17 protein-coding genes are annotated in these 21,030 nt (G+C 67.0%); 10 read left to right on the forward strand and 7 right to left on the reverse strand.

The annotated features are described in order from the left end of the window. Nucleotides 1-130 precede the first annotated feature (130 nt). Both ACGH7X_RS32705 and ACGH7X_RS32710 read left to right on the forward strand, forming a co-directional pair. Nucleotides 131-2,329, forward strand: a complete 2,199-nt coding sequence (locus tag ACGH7X_RS32705) for a PrsW family glutamic-type intramembrane protease (protein ID WP_399892120.1) — start codon at nt 131-133, stop codon at nt 2,327-2,329. A gap of 6 nt (nt 2,330-2,335) precedes the next feature. Then, entirely contained in the window at nt 2,336-2,926 is a 591-nt protein-coding gene (locus tag ACGH7X_RS32710; RefSeq protein ID WP_399892123.1) for a hypothetical protein, read from the forward strand. Between the two features lie 168 nt (nt 2,927-3,094). Here the strand turns inward: ACGH7X_RS32710 and ACGH7X_RS32715 are convergent, their stop codons facing one another. Then, nucleotides 3,095-3,613, reverse strand: coding sequence for an ATP-binding protein (locus ACGH7X_RS32715; protein ID WP_399892126.1), 519 nt, complete (start codon nt 3,611-3,613; stop codon nt 3,095-3,097). A gap of 319 nt (nt 3,614-3,932) precedes the next feature. On the opposite strand from ACGH7X_RS32715, the gene tgmA reads away from it, so the two are divergent. From tgmA to ACGH7X_RS32740, 5 genes are all read left to right on the forward strand, one after another. Then, nucleotides 3,933-4,184, forward strand: a complete 252-nt coding sequence (tgmA, locus tag ACGH7X_RS32720) for a putative ATP-grasp-modified RiPP (RefSeq protein ID WP_399892129.1) — start codon at nt 3,933-3,935, stop codon at nt 4,182-4,184. Beyond that, the gene (locus ACGH7X_RS32725; protein WP_399892131.1) at nt 4,181-4,729 is read left to right on the forward strand and encodes an MvdC/MvdD family ATP grasp protein; all 549 of its coding nucleotides are present in this window, start codon (nt 4,181-4,183) and stop codon (nt 4,727-4,729) included. The genes tgmA and ACGH7X_RS32725 overlap by 4 nt, the downstream gene beginning before the upstream one ends. Then, nucleotides 4,633-5,064: a hypothetical protein gene (locus ACGH7X_RS32730; protein ID WP_399897781.1), complete on the forward strand. Its 432-nt coding sequence runs from the start codon at nt 4,633-4,635 to the stop codon at nt 5,062-5,064. The genes ACGH7X_RS32725 and ACGH7X_RS32730 overlap by 97 nt, the downstream gene beginning before the upstream one ends. Nucleotides 5,065-5,133: 69 nt before the next feature. Then, nucleotides 5,134-6,276: an ATP-grasp peptide maturase system methyltransferase gene (gene tgmC / locus ACGH7X_RS32735; protein WP_399892134.1), complete on the forward strand. Its 1,143-nt coding sequence runs from the start codon at nt 5,134-5,136 to the stop codon at nt 6,274-6,276. A gap of 165 nt (nt 6,277-6,441) precedes the next feature. Continuing rightward, complete coding sequence (locus ACGH7X_RS32740; protein ID WP_399892137.1) at nt 6,442-6,657, forward strand: hypothetical protein; 216 nt, start codon at nt 6,442-6,444, stop codon at nt 6,655-6,657. Between the two features lie 68 nt (nt 6,658-6,725). Here the strand turns inward: ACGH7X_RS32740 and ACGH7X_RS32745 are convergent, their stop codons facing one another. Further along, complete coding sequence (locus tag ACGH7X_RS32745; protein WP_399892138.1) at nt 6,726-7,586, reverse strand: NAD(P)H-binding protein; 861 nt, start codon at nt 7,584-7,586, stop codon at nt 6,726-6,728. A gap of 114 nt (nt 7,587-7,700) precedes the next feature. Between ACGH7X_RS32745 and ACGH7X_RS32750 the strand changes: the two genes are divergently transcribed. Beyond that, entirely contained in the window at nt 7,701-8,300 is a 600-nt protein-coding gene (locus ACGH7X_RS32750; protein WP_399892141.1) for a TetR/AcrR family transcriptional regulator, read from the forward strand. Between the two features lie 132 nt (nt 8,301-8,432). Here the strand turns inward: ACGH7X_RS32750 and ACGH7X_RS32755 are convergent, their stop codons facing one another. Then, nucleotides 8,433-9,527: a PASTA domain-containing protein gene (locus tag ACGH7X_RS32755; protein ID WP_399892144.1), complete on the reverse strand. Its 1,095-nt coding sequence runs from the start codon at nt 9,525-9,527 to the stop codon at nt 8,433-8,435. A gap of 235 nt (nt 9,528-9,762) precedes the next feature. Between ACGH7X_RS32755 and ACGH7X_RS32760 the strand changes: the two genes are divergently transcribed. After that, entirely contained in the window at nt 9,763-10,626 is an 864-nt protein-coding gene (locus ACGH7X_RS32760) for a Scr1 family TA system antitoxin-like transcriptional regulator (protein ID WP_399892147.1), read from the forward strand. Then, nucleotides 10,623-10,808 (forward strand): DUF397 domain-containing protein, encoded by a 186-nt coding sequence (locus ACGH7X_RS32765; RefSeq protein ID WP_399892149.1) that lies wholly within the window; start codon nt 10,623-10,625, stop codon nt 10,806-10,808. The genes ACGH7X_RS32760 and ACGH7X_RS32765 overlap by 4 nt, the downstream gene beginning before the upstream one ends. 49 nt (nt 10,809-10,857) lie before the next feature. Here the strand turns inward: ACGH7X_RS32765 and ACGH7X_RS32770 are convergent, their stop codons facing one another. From ACGH7X_RS32770 to ACGH7X_RS32785, 4 genes are all read right to left on the reverse strand, one after another. Next, entirely contained in the window at nt 10,858-12,504 is a 1,647-nt protein-coding gene (locus ACGH7X_RS32770) for a hypothetical protein (RefSeq protein WP_399892151.1), read from the reverse strand. Nucleotides 12,505-12,791: 287 nt separating this feature from the next. Continuing rightward, nucleotides 12,792-13,919 carry an EcsC family protein gene (locus tag ACGH7X_RS32775; protein WP_399892154.1) on the reverse strand — a complete coding sequence of 376 codons (1,128 nt, stop codon included), beginning with the start codon at nt 13,917-13,919 and terminating at the stop codon, nt 12,792-12,794. 45 nt (nt 13,920-13,964) lie between these two features. Further along, on the reverse strand, nt 13,965-18,044 hold the full coding sequence (locus ACGH7X_RS32780) for an Eco57I restriction-modification methylase domain-containing protein (protein ID WP_399892157.1): 4,080 nt from the start codon (nt 18,042-18,044) through the stop codon (nt 13,965-13,967). Beyond that, entirely contained in the window at nt 18,044-21,010 is a 2,967-nt protein-coding gene (locus ACGH7X_RS32785; RefSeq protein ID WP_399892160.1) for a helicase-related protein, read from the reverse strand. Before ACGH7X_RS32785 ends, ACGH7X_RS32780 begins: the two co-directional genes overlap by 1 nt. Nucleotides 21,011-21,030: the final 20 nt, after the last annotated feature.

Raw genomic sequence — 21,030 nt, forward strand, 5'->3', positions numbered from 1 at the left:
TGCGTGACCGGCGTTGACAGAGAGCTGCCGGTGTTGGCGACACGAGCATGATGGAGTCACGTTAGCGATGTCAACAGATATCAAGACGCGTCGACATCTGTATTTGTGAGCTAACTTCGAACGTGCTTCCTTGTTGCCGCTCGCGGACCGGCCGGATTTCTTCTGTGATCGCGTCGACGACTCCCCTAGTCTGCGCATTCGCGATAGCAACGTGCTGACCTACGGGGGTACTCGGGTGTCGTTCATGATGGTCGCGGCGGCCGTCTACGGCGTGGTGCAACTATTCGTGCTCTCATCGCCCACTCGGTCGGTACGCCTGTCCACGGTGCTGCTGGCGATCGCCGTCGGCGTGTTCGCGTGCGGAACGGCTGTGGGGCTGCTGGAACTCACCTACACCCGCGTGATCGCGAACCAGACGGGGCGCTCGCTCGCACAGGTCGTGGACACCACCAGCCACACAGTGGCGCCGTGGCTGGAAGAGCTGGCCAAGGCGGCTCCGCTGGTGCTAGTCGGCTTATACGCGAAGGTGCGCCGACAGTGGTGCCTCACTGACTTCGTGGTGCTGGGTGCGGCTCTCGGCGCGGGTTTCGGGCTGCTGGAATCGCTGTTGCGCTACGCGCTGGACGCGGACCGCGCCCTCGCTCGCCCCGACGGCGGCTGGATCATCCCGGACAGCCTCTCGCCGCCGTACATACCCGGCCCTGGCCAAATCTTCGCCGCATGGATCCCCGCGCCGTCCGATTCTTTGGACCTCGGCCACACCGCCCCCACGGTGACAGCCACCTTCTCTCACCTGGTGTGGACGGCACTCGCCGGTCTGGGGGTGGGCCTGCTGTGGCGAATGCCGGCCTGGTGGAAGCCCATTGCCCTGGTACCGGCGGCCGTGGCGGTGGCGCACCACACACTGAACAACTACGTGGCAGAGAACGGGCGCCAAGGACAGCAGCGGGACTGGCTGGAAGGGCTCGACTCCCGCATGTGGATCATTTCCCTCGCAACGCTCATGCTCGCTATGGTCATCGACCTGCGGCAAGTACACCGCGGCAAGCAGAGCATGCCGGACGTGCTGCTGACCTCCGAGGTAACCGACGGCGACGGTATCGCGGCCCTCACCCGCTACGCGGCATGGCGCTTGCCGTGGAGCCTCCTGATCGCGCTCCGGTTCTCACGCCTGCGCCGATCTCTCTGCTACGCCCAAGCAGCCCATGCGCCCCCCTCTGACATCGATTCGCTACGCCGGACCGTCGTCGAGATCGCGCGTCGCATGGACGCCACCGACCACGAACGCCCCTGGCGTGCCGTCGACATACATGCTCATCTGCGGGTCGCGAGGGCTGCTGCGGGTAGCGTCGCAAGCAGATGGCTGCTGCTCGTACCTTGTCTGCTCGCGCTCCCGTCCGTCCTGTTCCTCGGAATCGGATCATTCAAGTCCACCGCATGGCTCCAGGAGTTCTTCGCAACAGGAGCAGGGCCCAATCTCCTCATGGGGTGCGCGATCGCCGCCCTGGCATGGATCGTCTGGCAACTGATGGCATTGACCTGGACCTGGCGCCAGACCGCCGCTCAGCCCTTCGGCGAGCAACTTGCCACGCACCGCCTTTGGTTCGGATCGGCCATCGGCTCGGTCACCGCGGGAGGGTTGCTCCTGTGGCGTGGCCTGGGCGACATCGGACCCGATGGACGGGCCATCCCCGCGGCCCACCTCCTGGAAGCGCTCGACAGATTCCTCGTCTACCTCGGCTTTGCCCTGATCCTGCTGTCGCTGCTCGCGCTCTTCCCACCGGGAGCAGGGCTGGCGTTCGCCGGTTCGGGGGCCGCCGCTGGGGCTGCGGCAGCGCAGGCAACGCTCGCCGCGGCGCGGCTGGGTATCGCAGGTGTTGTTCTCATGGCGGTGGGCGCGGGTGGTTCTTCGACGGAGCCACCGGGCGGCGGGGGAGGGGCGTCGTCCGGGCGACAGGGTCCGCACTCGACGGATCCCGTGCAGGCAGAGAAGGTCGGTGCCGCTCGTGAGCAAAAGGTCGCCGAGCTGACTGAGGGGACGATCCCTTCGGGTGCGCCGGGCAAGCCCGGACTCAAGGTCACCAAACCAGGAGCCGGCACCACCGACGTGGACGTGATCGGCAAAGACGGTTCGTACATCGCCGTCGGAGGACCGGCGAAGGCGAGGAATCTGGCGAAGTTCGGGGAGAAATGCCACATCCTCAAGTACGCGGCGGAGCAGCGGGGCGTACGGGCTCAGGTATACCTGGAAGACGGGACACCGGATTCGGCACTCGCGCTGGCCAGGAGGATTCTGGGCGATGCGAACGTGCACACGTTCACGAGGTGACATGGAATGAGTGACGGATTCTTCTTCTGGTACACCGAGCCGTTCGCCAGGGACGGTGTCGAACGCGTCCTGGGCGCCCTCGAGACGCAGGGTGTGCACCTTGCCCATCCCGGGTCGAACGCCATCACAGTCATCACCAACGGCCCGGATTCCTGGGGGAAGCAACTCCAGGTCTCACGCGCCGAACTGGTCGAGCTCCTCACACTGAGGGACCGGGCCGAGCTCAACTTTCAATTGTGGCTGAACGACGAGACGGACATGTTCACGAGGTTCCGGCGTGTGAGCGATCGGGGGCTGGTGGTCGAATTCGGTCTCGACGGTATGTGGCATGCAGAGCGTGAGGCGGCGATTCGGGCAGTCTCACTCGTCGTTGACGCCGAACGGGCCCGGACCTTCGGTGTAGTCGTCGATCGTCGCGGGCTCACGGAGGAGATGGACTGGGACGGTCTGGTACTGGGGCGGCCAGTCGTAGTCGCCGAGTGGCCAGACGTGTTGGAGGTGCGGCCTGAGGTGGCAGCGGAGCATGCCCAACTGCGGTCCGTTCACCGGAACGTGGAGCCCCCATTGGTGACCTACAGGAGTGGCGCGGACGACTGATCTCCGGCCCTGCGATGGTTCCCTGAGATGGCCGCTTCTGGTCCCACGGTCTCGGTCCACGGGACGGGGAGTTTCCTGCCCCGAGCTCCAGCTCTCCGCGATCACGCCCCAGCGGGTCGGGGCAGGTGGGCGGCGCACCGCCCGCCTACTGCCCCGCCCGCGCGCCAGCTATCGGCTGCTTACCTGCGGCGCGTTCCGCAGGGCACCCGTGACGAATTCCGTAGGACGCGACGGCACCGCGGTCGCCGACCGGTGGGACACCTCGGCCCAGACGGTCTTGCCGCCGGGTGGATACGGTTCCGTACCCCAGCTGTCGGCGAGTGCGGCGACGATGAGCAGGCCGCGGCCCGACTCGTTGTGGAGGGGTGTGACAAAGTCCGTCACCGGAGAGGGAGGCACGTCCCCGCGGGCGTCGGTCACGGCGATGCGGAGAACGCCGGCGGCGGCCAGGTCGTGAGTGAGGGAGAGGCGGAAATCCCGCCCTTGGACCCGGCCCTGCAGAGCCGCGTTGGCCGCGAGCTCCGCCACGATCTGCTCCGCACGGTCAGCGACGTCGGGTGACATCTGCCAGGTACGCAACTGCTCGTAGGTGAGCAGCCGGGCGAGGCGGGCGCCGCGACGAGTGGACGAGAACTGCTGCGTGAATGTCCGCACGGTGGCAGGAGACTGGGGCGTGGTTGCGCTCATGGGGCCACGATGACCGGCGATCGGGGCGCAATCCAGGAGTGCGGACCGTACGCAGAGTGAGCGTACGCACGGTATTTGTAGGCGGTACGCGGGCCGGGCGTCACGCTGGGTACAGATCAGCGACCGCTGCGGGCATGGAACGCGGCCTCGCAGTGACCTCCACGTACGGTGCGTCACCGTACGGGCATGTTCGGTGGATTGCGCGGGTTCGCGTCGGCGACGCTGGGTGCCGGCGATCGCTGGGAGACGGGGCGGGCACGAGGTGTGCCTGTGCGCCCACAGTGCTTGCCGCAGTGTTCACGTGAAAGGGGTGCTCTTGATGACGACGCCGATTCCGAGGCCGTGGGGCCTGACCCGGATGAAGCCGTTTCCCGCGACGGCCGTACTGGCCGCGGCGACGGTCGTACTGGACGCCGACCGCCAGGTCGGGCGGTGGATCGGACCGGACGGCATGGACGTTCCGGCTCTGGACCGGCACAAGCGCAGCGAGACCTCCAAGGAGACGAAGACGAAGACGTCCATGGACGGCACGCCGGACGAGGGAAGCGACCAGTCGGGAGACAGCGATTGAGCGCGGCGTCGCCCGTCCTCGTCGTCACGCGGCTGGACGACGCGACGGCGGACGTCGTCGTCGAGGAACTGGGCCGGCGTTCGGTGCCGGTCGTCCGACTCGACCCGGGCCACTTCCCGGCGACGACCACCGTCGCGGCGCGCGCGGAAGGCCCGCGGCTCACCGGTGAGGTGCGGACGGGAACGCGGAGCGTGGCGCTGGACGCAGTCCGATCCGTGTACTGGCGCCGTCCGCGCCCCTACTCCGCGCCCGACGGCCTGAAGGGACCGGACGCAGACTGGTGCGCACAGCAGGCACACCACGGCCTGGGCGGGATTCTGACCGCTCTTCCGGGAGCGCACTACGTCACCACCCGTGGCGCAACCGGGCTGCCGAGTACAAGCCGGCTCAGCACACTGCCGCCGCGCGGTGCGGGCTGCACGTACCACCGACACTGCTCACCAACGATGTGGAGCGGGCACGGCAGTTCATCCGTGATCACGGCCCGGCCGTCTACAAGCCGCTGTACAACGGCGAATACGTCGGCCCGGACGGCGAGGGCCTGACGGTGTGGGTCGAGGAAGTCGCGATGGCCGACGTCGACACGGGTGTCGCCCACACGATGCACCTGTTCCAGACCCGCGTGGACAAAGTCGCCGACGTACGGCTCACAGCGGTGGGGAACCAGCTGTTCGCCGTGCGGATCGACGGGTCCCCGGGACTGGACTGGCGCCGCCACTACGACGACCTCCACTACAGCCTCATCGACACGCCGCCCGACGTGGCGAAGGGCGTACACGAGTACCTTGCCGCGTTCGGCCTGGCTTACGGCGCCTTCGACTTCGGGCTCGACGCCGCCGTACGAGTGCAATCCCAACGGGCAGTTCGCATGGTTCCCTGACCCCATCACGGGCCGGATCACCGCAGCGCTCGCCGACCAGCTCCAGTACTCCTCAGACCGGGACGGCCGATGACCAGCACAACCAGCACAACCCATCTCCGCCAGGGCCTCGCCCGCGAGCTCGCCGCACGCGGCCTGCTCACTGACCCGGCACGACGCGCCGCAGTCGAGGCGGTGCTCCGCGAACTGTTCCTGGGAGACGTCGTATTCCGCTCCAACGGCACCCACTGGGAGCCTGCACGTCGTGAGCAGCTCGGCGAGGACGAGTGGCTCAGGATGGTCTACTCGGACACCACCTGGGTGACGCAGGTCGACGGCATCAGCGCCCAGGAAGCCGCAGGCCCCGTCTCAGGGCGGCCGACCTCCTCCAGCACGCTTCCCTCGCTCGTCGTGCGGATGCTCGAACTCGCTGATATCCGCGAGGGCGACAGGGTCCTTGAGATCGGCACGGGAACGGGCTACTCCACCGCCGTCCTCTGCCACCTCCTCGGGGACGAGGCGGTGTACTCCGTCGAGTACGACCAGGAGCTGGCAGCCACTGCCGCGCAGCACCTGCGAGCCGCCGGCCGCTCCCCGCACCTCGTCGTCGGTGACGGCCTGGGCGGTCACCAGGACGGCGCCGACTACGACACGGTGATCGCAACGTGTGCTGTGCGCACCATCCCTCCGTCGTGGCTGTGGCAGCTCCGCGACGGAGGCAGCATCACCACCACGATCAGCGGCTGGATGCTCGGCTCGGGCCTGATCCGTCTAGTCCTCGACGAAGAGGGCGTTGCACGCGGTCGCTTCGCCGCCGACCCGGTGTCGTACATGCTCGCCCGTCCGCACGAGCGGCCGCCCCGCCCCACCTTCTACGCCCACCCGGGCAGTACGCGAACAGCTCGGATGAGCCCGGACCTGCTGGACGACTGGACCGGCCTCTTCGTCGCGCAGCTGGGCGCGCCGTCCGCCGAGTTGGTTCGTACGGCGGCCGGTCCCGCTCTGGTCGACGCGGCGACCGGCTCCCAGGCCTGGACCGAGCCGGACGGCAACGGTTGGACGGTGCACCAGGACGGGCCGCTGAGGCTGTGGGACCAGGTCGAGGACGCGCTCGACGCGTGGCAGCAGGCGGGGGCGCCTGATCAGATGGCGTTCGGTATGACCGTCACGGAGTGGGACCAGGTCGTCTGGCTGGGCGCCCCGGAGGGACCCTGCTGGCGGCTGCCGGTCTGAAGGCCCCCCAAGCCGACGCGGCGTCTCTGGCTCCGGCCGGCTCCGGTGTTCGTCTCGGCGTACCCCCAGTCGCTCCGAACGGGAGGCTCGAACAGTCGGAGTCGAACGGACGGTAGCAACTACCCTGATGTTTCCTTGGGTTCGCGTTGATCTGGAGGCGTCCTCGTGGCGGGTGTCAGGTCTGTTGTGCGCAACAAGAAGGTCGCGGCCGTACTGGTGGTGGTCGGTGTCGTGGCGGTGGGCCTCGGGACGAGTGCGGCCGTGAACGCACCGGAGGACCCGGGGAGCCCTCTGGAGCACAGGTTCGACGAGCCTCCACAGGAACTGCGCGAGTACTGGACACCTGAGCGCATCAAGGAGGCGAAGCAGAACGGCCTGTGAGGCCCGTCGTTCCTCGCACGTCAGTCAAGGGCATGCCCAGATCAACGATCAGGCGATCGAAAAGAAGCTCAGCTTCGGGCGGCGACGTGGGCTGCGAGCCGTTCAGCGGCGGTGCGGGGCTTGCGGCCGAGCAGTTCGGCCAGCAGGGGGCCGACTTCGGTGAAATAGCCGGCGCGGGCAGCCTGGTACCAGGTGAGCATGAGCCGGGCCATCTGCTCCGGGACACCGATCGCGATCTGGTCGGCGATCCACTGTTCGTCGTCCAGGACGATGCGCTCAACAGGGCGACCGGTAAGGCCGGAGGCGATCTTGGCGACATCGTCGAAGGTGACGGCGTTCGGCGCGGTGAGGTTGACGGGGCCGTCGACGGAGCGGTCACCGGCGAGAATGACCGCCGTGGCCTCGGCTATGTCGGCACGGTCGGTGTACGGGACGGGGCCGTCCTGCGACTGGGCGATCACGCCGGTCCGCTGCCACGGGCCGAGCACCTGGTCAAGTGGGCCGTAGGCGCCGTTGCGCAGTGCGGTCCAGGCGACACCCGAGTCGTCGAGGATCGCCTCGGTGGCGATGTGGATGTCCGACGGCCGGTACGGGTTGCCGGGGACGGCGCCCTGCTGGCTGGTGTAGAGGATGCGCCGGGCGCCGGCCGCGACCGCGGCGTCGATGGCATTGCGGTGCAGGCTGACCATGTCGGCGTCCGGGTCGTTACCGGATACCAGAAGGACCTGCTCGGCACCGGCGAACGAGTTGCGTAGCGCGGCCGGATCCTCGTACGTGCCCTGCCGTACGCGTACGCCGCGGTCGGCGAAGTGCCGCGCCTTGGAGGTGTCGCGGACGCTGATGCCGATCTGGTCGGCGGGTATGCGCCTGAGGAGGTGCTCGACGGTGGTGCCGCCCAGCCCGCCGGTGGCGCCAGTCACAATGATCATGTTCTTGACCTCCCGGAATCACAAGTTGACCACATGGGTCAGTTTAGCTTCTGGCTACGACCGTAGGTAAACTGACCACATGGGTCAAATTGCGTCGACGGGTAGGAAGGGACGGTGAGTGCGGTGCCTTCGGGATCCCGGCTGCGCGCCGACGCCCGGCGCAATTCCGAGCAGATCCGCTCTGCCGCGATCGGCGCCTTCCAGGGGCAGGGCCTGACGGTGCCGCTGGAGGAGGTCGCCAGGGCGGCAGGGGTGAGCAAGGCCACGATCTTCAACCGGTTCGGCGGGCGGATCGGTCTCATCGAAGCCGTCATCGAAGAACTCGTGGCGAGTGAACTGTTCGCCGTCATCGACCACGCTCGGGCCATGGATGACGTGGGTGAGCGGATCAAGTACTACCTCACCGCGCTCCGTGACTTCCAATACCGCCAGCCCGCCTTCAACGACGTGCTGTTGCAGACGTATCCGCATTCGCAGCGGCTGATGGAGATCTGCCGGGTCGGAAGCGAGGCCAACGAGGAGCTCATCGCAGCGGCGCAGGCCTCCAATGCGCTGCGGCCGGAGTTCACGGCGGGCGACCTGCACGCACTCGTCGTGGACAACGCCCTCGCCCTCAAGCACGGCAAGCGGCCTCCCCGGGACGGCTACGACCGCCGCACCATCTACCTCCTGGACGGAATCCGAGGCCCCTTCCCCGCTTCTGGCGGACGATAGCTGCACCCTTGCCATGGTTGTCGCACGTCGCTCCGCGGAGTCGTCTCGCTCAGGCATAGCGCGAAGTCCGTGCAGCCGGATCACGGATGGATGACCCAGAAGCGAGATGCGCAGCGGATGGGGCGGAACAGGTCAGGAGGAGTGCCAGCGGTCGCGGCCGTCACTGCCGGGTCCGCAGACCATCGGGGTGCCCTTCTTGGTCACACCGGTCGCGCCGGCCGGGGAGCAGAACGAGCCGGGATGCACGACTCCGACGCCGCCGCCACCGGTCGAGCCACCTGACGACGTGGAGGAGTCGCCGCCGGTGGTGCTGTTGTCGTCGCTGTCACTGTGGCCCCCGTAGTTGGGGTCGCCGGCGGGGATCTTGTAGGTCGTGTCTTTCTTCGCCGGGCACTTCTGGACGACATCGGCGTCGGTCCACTCGCCCAGGTCGAGGTGAACCGTGGTGGTGGGGGTGACTTCGCTGTTCTCGTCGGGGCGTTGGAAACACACGCGCCACTCGTCGCCTTCCTCGGCGGCCTCGTCGGCCGTGGGCGCTTCGAGGTCCAGGTAGACGTCGTCGAGTGTGACGCTGTCGAGGTCGATGCCGGCCTGGTCCAGCGCCTTGACCGCCGTGTTGTAGGTGTCACCGACGACATCCGGCATCGTCGGCCAGGGGAGCGGGGCGCCGTCCTTCGTGGGGCAGGGCTCGCCGTCCTTCACGGCGGCGAAGACGACGGACTTCGCAGTGGTGTCGGCCGTCTGGAAACACACCGTCCACGCCGACCGCACGACGATCGCGCGGTCTCCCGGGGACGCGTCATGTCGGCCGGGTGTGAAGTCGGCCGCACGGGCGCCCTTCTCCGCCTCGGCGAGTGACTTGCCCGTGTAGTCGGTGAGCTCAGGGACCTTCGCCTGGGTCGGGGAAGGCGTGGCTCCGACGGCCTTGTCGTCCGTGTCCTGTGCGCCGGCTACGGACTTGTCCGGCCCACTGTCGTCGAGTTGCCCGCTGACGCCCGCGCTGATCAACATCAGGAAGAAGGCACCGAACGTGGCGCCGAGCTTGGCGTACCAGCGCCATGCGGGCAGGGCCCACGCGGCCACCATGGCGCCGATCATCACGAGGAAGCCGAGCGGGAAGCTCACCGCGCTGAGTACGGCCACGAGGGCCAGGAGACCGAGCAGGGCGGGGGTGGTCTTCCACCAGGGCCGGGAGGACGGGGGTGGAGTGGTGTTGTACGGGTTCACGGGTGTTCTCTTGCTCCGGTGTTCAATCTGGGTCGGGTGGACCTTGACTCTCGTCAGGGGCAAGGCGTTCAACAGCCGTGGCCGCGTTGTTGTTACGCGAGCGACCTGATCCGTACGCTACGTAAGCGTACGGGCACATTCCGTGGACGGTACGTCGTCGGATCCGTCAAGCTGGGCTTCTGTCGATCGTGGGGGCCGACGGGCGACGTACAGAGGCAAGCGGAGGTGGGCGCGTATGGCAGCTGGCGCGGGTGTGGGCGGCGAGACGGCGGCCTGCGAGGCGGAACGGGAGCCGGACCCGTCGGACAGTCTCCGGACGTTCGGGGCCGTCGTCCAGGCGCTGCGCGAGCACGCGGGGCTGAGCAGGGCGCAGTTCGGGGAGCTGGTGCGGTTCTCCAAGCACACGGTCGAGTCGGTGGAGTTGGGGCGGCGGATGCCGGATGCGTCCTTCGTGGAGCGGGCGGAGGAAGCGCTGGGGAACACGGGGGCGCTGCGGCATTCGGCGCGGTTTCTGACGCGGGGGGAGGCGGGGCTGGCGGCTTGGTTTCGGCGGTGGGCGAAGCTGGAGCGTGAGGCGGAAAGTCTGTGCACGTACGAGTGCCGGTTGGTGCCGGGGTTGTTGCAGTCGGAGGGGTACGCACGGGCACTCTTCGAGCACCGGATTCCGCTGCTGACGGATGAGCAGTTGGAGGCCCAGGTCGCGGCGAGGATGGAGCGGAAGCAGATGCTGTATGAGCGTCCAACAGTTCCGTTCCACTTCATCGTTGAAGAAGCCGTCTTGCGTCGCAGGCTGGGTGGAGCGGAGGTGCGGCGCGAGCAGCTGAACCACATCTTGGAGCACACGCTGCCACGCAATGTGACGTTGCAGCTCATGCCGCTGGAAGCTGAGTACCACTCGTGCGTGGATGGGCCTCTGCGCCTACTGGAGACCCCGGAGGGGCGTCGACTTGCCTACTCGGAGGGCCAGGAGAGCGGGCGGCTGATTGGTGACCCGAAAGAGGTGAGAGTTCTCCAGCAGCGTTATGACACACTGCGGTCGCAGGCCCTGCACCCCAAAGAATCCCGGGCCTTGCTGGAGCGACTGCGAGGAGAGACATGAGCACGACGGAACTCGCCTGGTTCAAGTCAAGCTATAGCGGTAGCTCGGGCGACGACTGTGTGGAGGTTGCCGTCACCGAGCAGGCCATCCACGTACGGGACTCCAAGGATGTGACACGAAGGCCGTTCGCCGTGGGGCGTGAGGGTTGGGCGTACTTCGTGGGCTTCGCGGCGAGGGACTGACAGAGGGACCACGTGGTGGCGGACGCAGCCGTCCGCCACCACCGGGCCCTCAGGTCAGAGTGTTACGCAGGTGGGGGCCGAGGTAGCCCACGTACACCCGGCCGGAGTTCGGGCCGTCGTCATAGAAGTGCAGGCGCGGGGCGATGGTGTTGCCGGAGCCGATGCGCAGGTGAGCCTGCATGAATACCACCCCGTCGGGATGCACGGACTCCGGCACGGGGAGCATGCGCTCCCTCCGGAGCTTGTCCTTCCGGGCAACGGTGTCCGACTCACGCATCGCGACCTTTGCCGCAGGGAATGGGTACGCTTGCGATTCTTCGCTCTTGCACCAGCTGAGGAAGTCGCCGCCCGCGGTGCCTTCCGCCGATGCGCGTGCGAAGTGATGGAGAGCGAGCAAGGCATCCCAGGCAACGCGTAGCCAGTTGTCGACCGACTGGCTGTCCAGGTCCCGGGTGGTCTTCTCCCGGCCAGTGAAGCACAGATATGGAAGCTCGTTGAGCCGCTCCAGCAGGCCAGCGAAAGTTTCTGGGTACGTGATGGCAGGGGCCGACGGTTCACAGTTGGCGGCCTCGTACTCGCCGGCCTTCCTGAGCTCTTCCTGCATGAAGCGGACGCGACGTTGTGCGACCTGGAACTGCTCGTACAGTTCCTCGTTTTCGCCACGTAGCTCGTACGCCGATCGATCTGTCGTTTCCAGGTCTGCGTTGAGCTCTTCGATCTCTTTCGAGCGCCTGGCCTCGATCTGCTCGGCCTCGCTAAGGAGCGCGTATAGCGCTTTGATCTCGCCGGACAGCTTTTCAACGTCGGAGCCGTGAACCTGCTGGCGAGGCCTGGCGCGCTGGATCGGCAGAGTGGCCAGGGCGGCTGGCAGCGGCTGACGCAGAGCATGGCGCTGGGGAAGGACCGCGAGAGTGCGGGCAGCACGGCGAACATCCGCTTCCAGCGTTCGCCGTGACATCACAGGGTGGCGTTGGGCATCCGGTTTCCATGCGGGGTCGACGCCAGGCATGTAGGTGCGGATGCCGCCGCCGAAGATGCGGTGGAACTCCAACTCCTTGTTGAAGGTTGTGTGGGCTTCTGGTGTGAGGATGTAGAGGATGGCGAGGCCGGAGAGGTGCCTGTACGCATGCTCGACTGTCCCGTCGGCCCATACGTCGGCGTCCACACCATGCGGAACGCTGGCTATAACGATGGGAAGGCGGCGTTGCTCGTCGCAGAGTTCCTCTATGACCTCTTGGACGTCTTCCGGTTCGATGAAAGCTGCCTTGGCCTTCACTGCCGCGAGTCCGTCATGGGCGCTGAGAGAGTCGAGGAGCAGACCAGCGATCCCTGGTGTGTTGGCGCGTGTGGGTGCCCTGCCGGGCGACGAGGGCATGTGCTCGATATCGACCTGAAGCCAGGTACGGTCCGCGTTGTCCCTGTGGTCCCGGCGGACGGTGAGAGTGGACTGCCAGGTACCGATCTCGGGTGAGGGGGTTTCCCGCACGCGCCAACGGGTGTACGCACCTTGGCGACCTGACGACGAGTCGCGGTCGAGTGTGACGTTCGGTGCGATGTCGTTGCGGCCGTCGTCCAACGCGGAGGCGTCGTAATGCTTTGCTTCCAGCCAGGTGTAGAGCTGACGTTCGGCGAGCGCGGAAGCTGTGACGAAGTCCTGTCGGGTCGATATGACCATGCGGTAACCGCGAGGTTCCATGGGGTGATCCTTTCGAGACGTCCGATCTACGCTGACCGGCTACTCGTTCGTGCCCCTGTGTGGGACGGATCAGTTCCCGGGGTGACGGCGCCATGGCCCTGGAGCGGACGGAGGGGATGTGTAGTTCTAGCCGTCCTTGAGGGACTTATCAGGAGGAAGGGGTAGGCGGGCAGCTCCGCATGCAGGTTTGCTCTCCGCTACTCGTTTCAGCGGAAACGGCCGACCGTCGCCATCCAAGTCGTGTGATGGCGCTTGCCGTCAAACACCAGGGACGCCGGGTACTTGGGCTAGCGGAGGTCGGGGCCGCCCTCCTCGACGATCTCGTCGAGGACGCTGATCTTCTCGTCGGCGTCGTCCGAGACGTCCGTGTCGGTGAACGTCACGAACGCCTCCTCGTCGGCAAGGTACGGGTACTTCTCCAGGAGGAACCGGCGCCGGTACGCCATCTCGGCCGCGTCGACGATCCCCTCCAGCGTCGCCCAGTTGAGGGTGGAGCCGACGACGATGCCGAAGGCGGGCACGGCCTTGCCGAGGCTCTTCTTGGTGAGGCGGACGCCGAACGCCTTCGCGAACTTCTCGGCGACCTTGGTGACGAAGGAGTTGCTGAGGATGTCCCACGTCTTGCCGCGGAAGAGCGCCTGGGTGAGCTTCGAGATGTCGGCCATCGCCGCGTTCTTGGCGGTCGCCGAACTCGCGGTCCCCAAGTTAACGACGGACATGATGAAGAGCTTCTCGGACGGCTCTTCGGGGTCGTATCCGTAGGACAGGGAGACCTGGCCGACGGCCCGGGACGAGAGTCCGAGTACGACTGCGGTATCGGCGGTGAACGCGCCCGCGATCGCACCGACCGAAGGCGCCGCCGCGGCACCGGCGGAGGCGGTGATGGCGAGCTGCCCTCCGGTGATCGCAAGCCCCGCACCCGCCCCCGAGAGCGCTGCCGCGGCAGGATAGTACCAGCTCGCTCCCCGACCGCGCACATTCTCGATTAGTTCGAGGTCGAGTTGGCGCACGTCGGAGAGGGAGGCGACTTCGTGTCCGCGCTTGTTGTGGAGTGCCACCACCCGCTTGGGAGAAAGCCCCGCGCGCGAAAGCTTCCCCACCGTCTTCCGCACGGACTGCACGGCCGTGCCGCCCCATTCCGGCATGTTCTCGGCGGCGTTGCGCGCCTTCGCGCCGGCCTTGGAGGCGCCCTTGGCGACGAACTCCTGTCCCCGCGACACCGCCGACGCGGCGCGCGGGTGCTTCTCCAACTGCTTCGCCGCCTGCTTACCGAGTCGCGTGACGCCGTTGGCCACGTGCTCGCCGGCGTTCTGCATCGCGTGTGACAGTGGGCGGCCCTTGAACTGCTGGATGGAGTCCCACACCTCGAGTTCGTACTTCGAGGGCGTCGGATCGGGCTGCTGCGGGTTGCTCATGGTCCCCCCTGGGATGTCGATGGTGAGCGCGCGCGGGTGTTGTGGTCAGGCGGGGTGGCGCGGGCCGTGGCCTGGGCGTGGGGTGAGGGCGGACGTGTAGTTCTCGCCGTCCACGAGGGGGTTCTCCAGGGTCAGGCCAGCGACGGCCATGCGGTCGTACTCGGCGAGAATCAGTTCCTTGGTGCGGTACGTGCCGTACTTGGCCTCGTCCTTGCGGCGGACGATGGGAAAGGTGTTGAGGATGTAGTCGACGTCTTCACGGGATACGCCGTAGAGATGGAAAAAGAGGGCGTCAAGTTCGGCACGGATGTGCTGACGGCGGGTTTCGTCCCAGCGGAATGGGGCACCGGTGTCTCCAGCATCAGAGGCAACGCTGCTCATGTCTACTGTTGTGTAAGCGAGTTCGAGGATGCGAGCGGTGATGAACGACTCATGTGGGGTCAGTTGAGTGGGAGTCGGTACCGGGAGTTGCTTCATGATGAAGAAGTTCAAGTTGACACCGCCAATATTCTGACGGGCGGCGTAGTCGAAGGCGAAGGATGACCACGTAGCGCAAAGCAATAGAGGTGAGCGGGAGAATGCCAGAAGAAACTTGTTGCCAACGCCCACAGCTGGCATCAAAGCGCTGATCATCGTTCTCTCGTTGGCCACCTTTGCTACGTCGCGCCAACCCAGCAGCCAGTTATGGCCCCATCCCTTACTGGAGAGGCGATTCTTGACTCCCGGCTTAGTTCTGTCGTCGCCGTTCCTGTCGCACTTGCCTGATGGAGTGTCATTCTCCGCGACCCAGTAGCGGGGCAGAACAAGGCTGTCGCAGCGATCCTTTTCCTCTAGCGAGAGGGGGCGAGTCTCGTCCCCGGCATCGTATGTAGCCCACCGGTGGTCGTAGTGGTGCAGCATCTTGGCCTCGTACAGGGGGAGCATTCGTTCCTCCCCTCTAATGAAGACATTGCCGTCGAGGGTCCATCCGGATGCCACGAGTTCCTCACGGAGGTGCAAAAGAACTGAGTCGTGACTCATGTCGTACATGCGCAGGAAAGAAATCTCCCACGGATTTCCATCCTGTGCAGCCTCTTGCCAAAGTACGGGCATTCGCTGGTACATAGCCAGCGTGATCTCGGCATCTCTTCTGGACCTGAAGACGGGAAGCGTTCCCGTGTTCGGGTTGAGAATTTTGATCTCCTCCGGTGTGAGCTCGTACGAGTTGCGTAGATCCTCGAGCTCTTCCACGCCTAGGAGGTCGAAGGCGAACCGGGATCGTTCCTCGCGAAGCCCCCGGCCCGTGAGGCTGAAGAGGCAGAACTTGAAGGTGTTGTGTCCGATACCGGACCAGAGGTTCGGGTTCGTAACGAGGCCGATCAGTGAACGGATCGCCCCCCGCTCGACCAAATCCCGGAAGAAGTACTGAGTTCGCGCGTCCGTTGCGATCCCAGTCGGGACGATGATTCCTGCACGTCCTCGTGGATCGAGCAGTATGACGTCGGTCTCGGCGAAAATTGCGTACGTGTTGAGGTTGCCTTGACCTGTCAACGGAACCCGCCCCGACCGGCGCAGAAAGTGACTCTCGGCATAGACCTTCCGCTTCGCAACCTCGAATTCTTCGTATAGGGGCAGCGCGTCGGGCGAGTCCTTGAGCGCCTCGATCATCCTTTTCCGTACGGCCGTACGGGACGCCTCCACGATCTCCGGTGCCCTGTGCGCGAAGAACTCCTGCTCGCGGAACTCCACGCTCTCCCACGGCGGATTCCCCACCACACAGTCGAAGCCCCCGGCCCACCCGGTCGCCGACGACACACCCCGCCCGTTCTCCGGCACCGAGAACACCTCAGGGAACTCCAAGTGCCAGTGAAAGAAGGAAAACTGCTCCCGCAGCCTCCGGATCTCAGCTTCGGTCTCCGCAGCCACCTCCTGGCCGCTCGGATCCTCCAGAGCCTTGAAAACGGTATGCGTCACTGGCCGCGGAGCTTCCGGCGTCTTCAGCCATACGAACGCCGCACACCAGGCGTCCGCGACGAGCTGAGCGCGCTGGTATTCTGAGGACGCCGTCCACTCCCCGTATGCGCCCTCCTGCCGACGTACATCGGTCAGCTCCTCGGCCGCGACGAGCGTGATGGATCGCAGGCGCTTAGCGAATGTCGTGTTGGCGACCTTGACCGACTCACTGGCCAGGTCGAACAGGCTGCCCTGGCCCGCCCGTTCCTGCTGGTTGATCTTTTCTAGGGCTTTCGCGTGCTTCTTGTCGTCGCCCTCCGTTGCGATGAACGCCTCGTCGGGGATGCCACCTTGGAGGAGCTTGGGCGTGCTGCCGATCAAGCCGTTGCCCTGCTTTACGTGGGCGTCCAGGAAGCCCAGCGGCTTACCGGGCTCCAGAGCCTCCAGCCACAGCGAGACCTTCGCCAGGTCCACAGCCATCGGGTTGAGGTCCACGCCGTAGATGCAGCGGGCCACGACTTCGTGCAGTGCATGACGGACCGCGTTCAACGTCGGCTCGGGGTTACGCTCCCGTACCGCCGCGACCCGCTTGGCGATACGACGGGCCGCCGCCACGAGGAAGTGCCCGGAACCGCACGCAGGGTCGCAGACTGTCAACGACAGCAACTCGCTCACGATCGCGTCCGACGGGTCGGTCGCACCCGACTGCGCGGCTGCTTCCTCGCCGCGCTTCATGGCGTCCTCTACCACCGGGTCCAGGCTGGAGTTCAGCAAGCACTCGATGAGGGACGACGGCGTGTAGTAACTACCCGTCGTCTTCCGGGTGTTGCCCGCCACCTCGATCAGCGTGAACGTACGGTCGCCCGCGCTGTACTTCGGCTCCAGCTCCAGCAGGGACTCGTACACCGATCCCAGCTCCTCGGCGTCGAGGTGCCGGTAGTCCACCGCGCGCCAGCGGCCCGAGCTGCCGTCCCGTACCTGGGACAGGTGCCGTACAGCAGTCAGCAGCGCCTCGTTGGAAAGTTTCAGGCCGCGCAGCGGGGCGTCCGTGTCCGTGTCGTTGAACAGGCCGCCGAGGCCGGGGAGGCCAAGCTCGGGGCGGCCCTTCTCGTCGCCGAGGGCAGTCAGAACGATGCGCAGGGCCTCGTACAGGTCACCGTGAGCCGTTCCGCGCCGCTTCCGGGCATGGGCGCGGAGCCGGGCCGACGAGAAGTAGTTCTCGTACCGCTCGCGCGCGATCCCGTCAGCGCCTGGCGACAGCAGCGCGTCCCGGTCCTCCGCTACGAAGACGAACAGGAGCCGGTACACCAGGCGCAGCAGCGCTTTCTGCAAGGGCTTCGGGCGAACATCTTCGCGCAGCGAGCCGTTCTCCGGGTGCCGCAGGAAGCCCGTGCCCAGCGCCGTGATCGCCTCCTGCACACCCTTCCGCAACTGGTCCAGCGCTCGCGTACCGCTTGCGATCGCCTCCGCACGCCACTTCTCCAGCCAGCACGTGGACGGCGCCGCCCCCTCCGCGACCTCGAACCGCGACACGTGCAGCAGCCGGTACAGCAGCACGAACTCGCTGAACAGCTCACCGTCGAAGATCGCCTCCAGGTCGAACTCGACGTACGAAGCCGTGGCCAGCGCGCTGGAGTCACGCAGCAGCCGCACCTGGCGGCCGTTCGTCAGGACGCCCCACAGGTGGGCCTCCGTCCGGTTCAGGCACTCCTGGAGCATCGACTGGGGCGGGACCGTGCCCGCGCCGGCCGGGCGCTTGTCCAGCTCGGCGTTCCACGCCGTCTGGTGGATTAGAGCGTGACCCCAGCGGTAGGAGACCGGGAACTTCTTCTCCGTGTCCGAGTCGGCCGCGATGCCTGCTGGGCCCACAGCCGTCAGCCGGCCGAAGCCCAGCTCCCGCCACAGCGGCGCCAGCCAGTCGGTGTCAGCACGCCCCGTCGGGTCACCCGCCGGGACGCCCGTCTCCACGTCCTCGGGCAGGTGCTTGCGCAGGTCGCGCCAGAGGGGCTTCAGGTACTCCCAGCTGCGCTCGGCCTCGTCCCGTACCGAGCGCGACGATGGCATGCCGTAGTCGGCGGGCTTGGAGGCGGGGACGTCCTTGCCTTCGGAGATGCGGACCAGCATGTCGGCCGGCAGCAGGCCGCCGACGGTGTGGACGGCGGTGAACACCTGGTTGCGAGTGGTGGCGGACATCAGTCGGACACTCCAGCGGAAGCAGAGACAGTGGAGGAAGCTGCGGGCAGGTAGACGTAGGTGCCGAGGATGTCGGCGGGCTTCTGGGCCGTGACCGACAGGCCTCGGACGATCTCGCCGGAAGCGGTCCTTACTCGGCGGTGGGAGGCGTCCAGCTCTGCGGCGAGTTCGGCGCCGTAGGACTCCAAGTGGGCCGTCGCGTCACCCAGTTCACCGAGAATGCGCTTCATCGTGCGCTCCCCGGACGCCGCCGCCGTATTCTCCGTCGCGTGCGCCTCCAGCAGCTCCACCGCCCGGTCCTGGGGCAACCACACCGCGTTCCTCGGGGCACCTTCGAAGGCCAGCAGGCGGGCGTCCTCCGCCACCACCTGCTTCTCGCCGTTGCGGGACGGCAACGTCAGGTGGAAGCGGTAGCGGACCAGCAGCAGCGTCGTACGCGTCGTCACCGCGTCCGTCGTCACCACGCCACACCGGCGTGCCGGGCGGACGCCGTCCGCCTGGGTGTCCAGGGCCGCGTTCAGGACGTGCGACGCCAGCGCGCCCACCACCGGGTCCGTGCGGACCAGGGCTGCCTCGCCGCGCGCCACCGCCGGAGTCGAGCGGAACGGGATCGGGCGGTCCCGCTCGACCGTCTCCGCCCCCACCACCGGCGCCAGCGCGTCCCGCAGACCCACCGGCGTGCCCCCGACCTGCGCCGTGAAGCCCGTGACGGAGGCGCCGGAGTCATCGGAGTCACGGAGCACCGCGCCCAGTGCGTTCAGCGACTCCCGTACGAACGTGTCGACCTCGCCCGCGCCGCCCAGTGCCTCCCGAACAGCGGCGACCTCCCTCGCCACCTCCTCCGGGTGGATGGAGCGCTGTGCGAAGCGCGACCGGGACGCCTTCTCCCTGTCGGCCGCCGAGTTCCAGTCCTGCTCCAGGTCTGCGAAGCTCTGCTGGAAGGAGTCCGACTCGAAGAGCGCCTCCTGTTCGCCCTGCCGGCCGCGCAACAGCAGCCACTCCACGATCGCGTCCGTCACGCCCGTCGACATCTCGTCCGGGACCGAGACCGAGATGCCCAGGTCCTTCTTGATCTGGCGGTGCTTCTTGATCAGCACCTCCAGGACCTTGCCGTCGATGCCGTTGTCGTCGCCGTACAGCGTGATGACGCGGACCTCGTCGCGCTTCTGGCCGTACCGGTCTACGCGGCCCTCGCGCTGGTCGTGGCGGGTGGGGTTCCACGCCAGGTCGTAATGAAGTACGGCGTCGAAGTGGTGCTGGAGGTTCACGCCCTCCGAGAGGCAGTCGGTGGCGATCAGGACCCTGCGCGCGGCGGCATCCTCGCCGGCCTCTGCCGCCAGCTCCTCGATGCGTTCGATGCGCTGCTGGGGAGAGAGCGTGCCCGTTACCGCCTTCACCACCGTCTTCGCCCCGAGCGGGCCGCGCTTCTTCGTCTCCGGGTCGTTGGAGAGCTGCTCGGCCAGGTACTCGGCGGTCGGGATGTAGCGACAGAAGACGATCGGGTTGTAGCCGTCGGCCAGCAGGGCCTTGAGATGCTTGATGAGCGCCTTCAGCTTCAGGTCTTGTGCCGGGCCCTCCAACGCCTGCGCACGCTCGGCGAGGTCGGCCAGGCGCGAGCCCGCGTTCTCCTCCGTCTCCGCGCCCGGGGCCACGTCCATGCCCTCCAGCGCGTCGCTGTCTGCCGAGTCGCTGGTCAGCGGGGCGCCGAGCCGGTCCGCCTCCTCCGCCGACGCGGCTACCGCCGCCGCGGACCTGGTGCGCAGGGTCTGTGCCGCCGCCCTTGGCGACGACACCATGGAGCGCAGCAGCGCGATCGCCGACCACCAGGCGATACGGGCCTCGCGTCGGCCCTGGCCGTCCGCCTCCTCCACGCGCTCACTCGCGTACGCGATCGCGTCGTCGAGCAGTGCCCGGTACTCGGGGGACAGCTTGTACGTCTCGTCCTTGAAGTAGCGGTCTGACGGGAACGCCGTGCGCTCGGCGAGGGAGTCGTCGGCCAGGCCGTCCTCCTTGGTGAGGTACTGGCGTACGTCCGCCCGCTTGCGGGCCACGAAGTGCTGAGAGAGGAGCTTGCGGCCGGACTGCGAATCCAGGTCGACGTGGGCGAGTTCCGGCTTGACCAGGCCCAGTAGGTTGCGGAACGCCGACTCCTTGCCGCTGTGCGGGGTAGCCGTTACGAGGAGCAGGTGTCGCTCAGTGTCTTCTGCCACGCGGCGCAGCAACTTGTAGCGCAGTTGGTTCTGCGTGCCGGTCTTTGTGTCATCGTCGGTCACGCACGTGTGAGCCTCATCGACGATCACCAGGTCAGGGCAGTACTTGATGAAATCCTCGTGGTGGCGTGGCGACTTGATGAAGTCCGTCGACACGATCACGTGCGGGTACTTGTCGAACAGCGACTGGCCCAGGCCCAGGCCCCGTTCCAGGCGCGACACCGTCGACGACAACACCAGCTCCGCGTCGATGCCGAACTTCGTGCGCAGCTCCTGCTGCCACTGCTCGGCCAGCGCGGGGGAGCACAGCACCGCCAGGCCCGTCGCCTCGCCCTGGGACAGAAACTCGCTCGCGATCAGGCCCGCTTCCACCGTCTTGCCGATGCCCACGTCGTCGGAGATCAGCATGCGTACTGTCTTCTGGCGCAGCGCCATCAGCAGCGGGACGAGTTGGTACGCGCGCGGTTCGACCGCGATGCCCGCCAGCGAGCGGAACGGGCCTGCGCCCGAGCGGAAGCCGACGCGCAGCGCGGTGCGCAGCAGGCCGGCGGCACGCTGGTCGCCGAGGTCGTCGGGTTCCGGCGGCGCGAACTCGGCGCCCTTCACCGTCTCGAAGGCCGGGAACACCGCCGCGATGTCGTCGTCCGAGCCGCCCAGCGGGCGCAGCACCAGCAGGTCGGGCTCGCTCTCGGGGAGTACGACCCATTCCCGGCCGCGTGCGGTGACCAGCGAGCCTGCGGAGTACGTGAGTGCCATGTCAGTCGTCAGATCCTCGA

This window comes from Streptomyces sp. BBFR51 (assembly GCF_044591655.1).
Classification (GTDB): Bacteria; Actinomycetota; Actinomycetes; order Streptomycetales; family Streptomycetaceae; genus Streptomyces.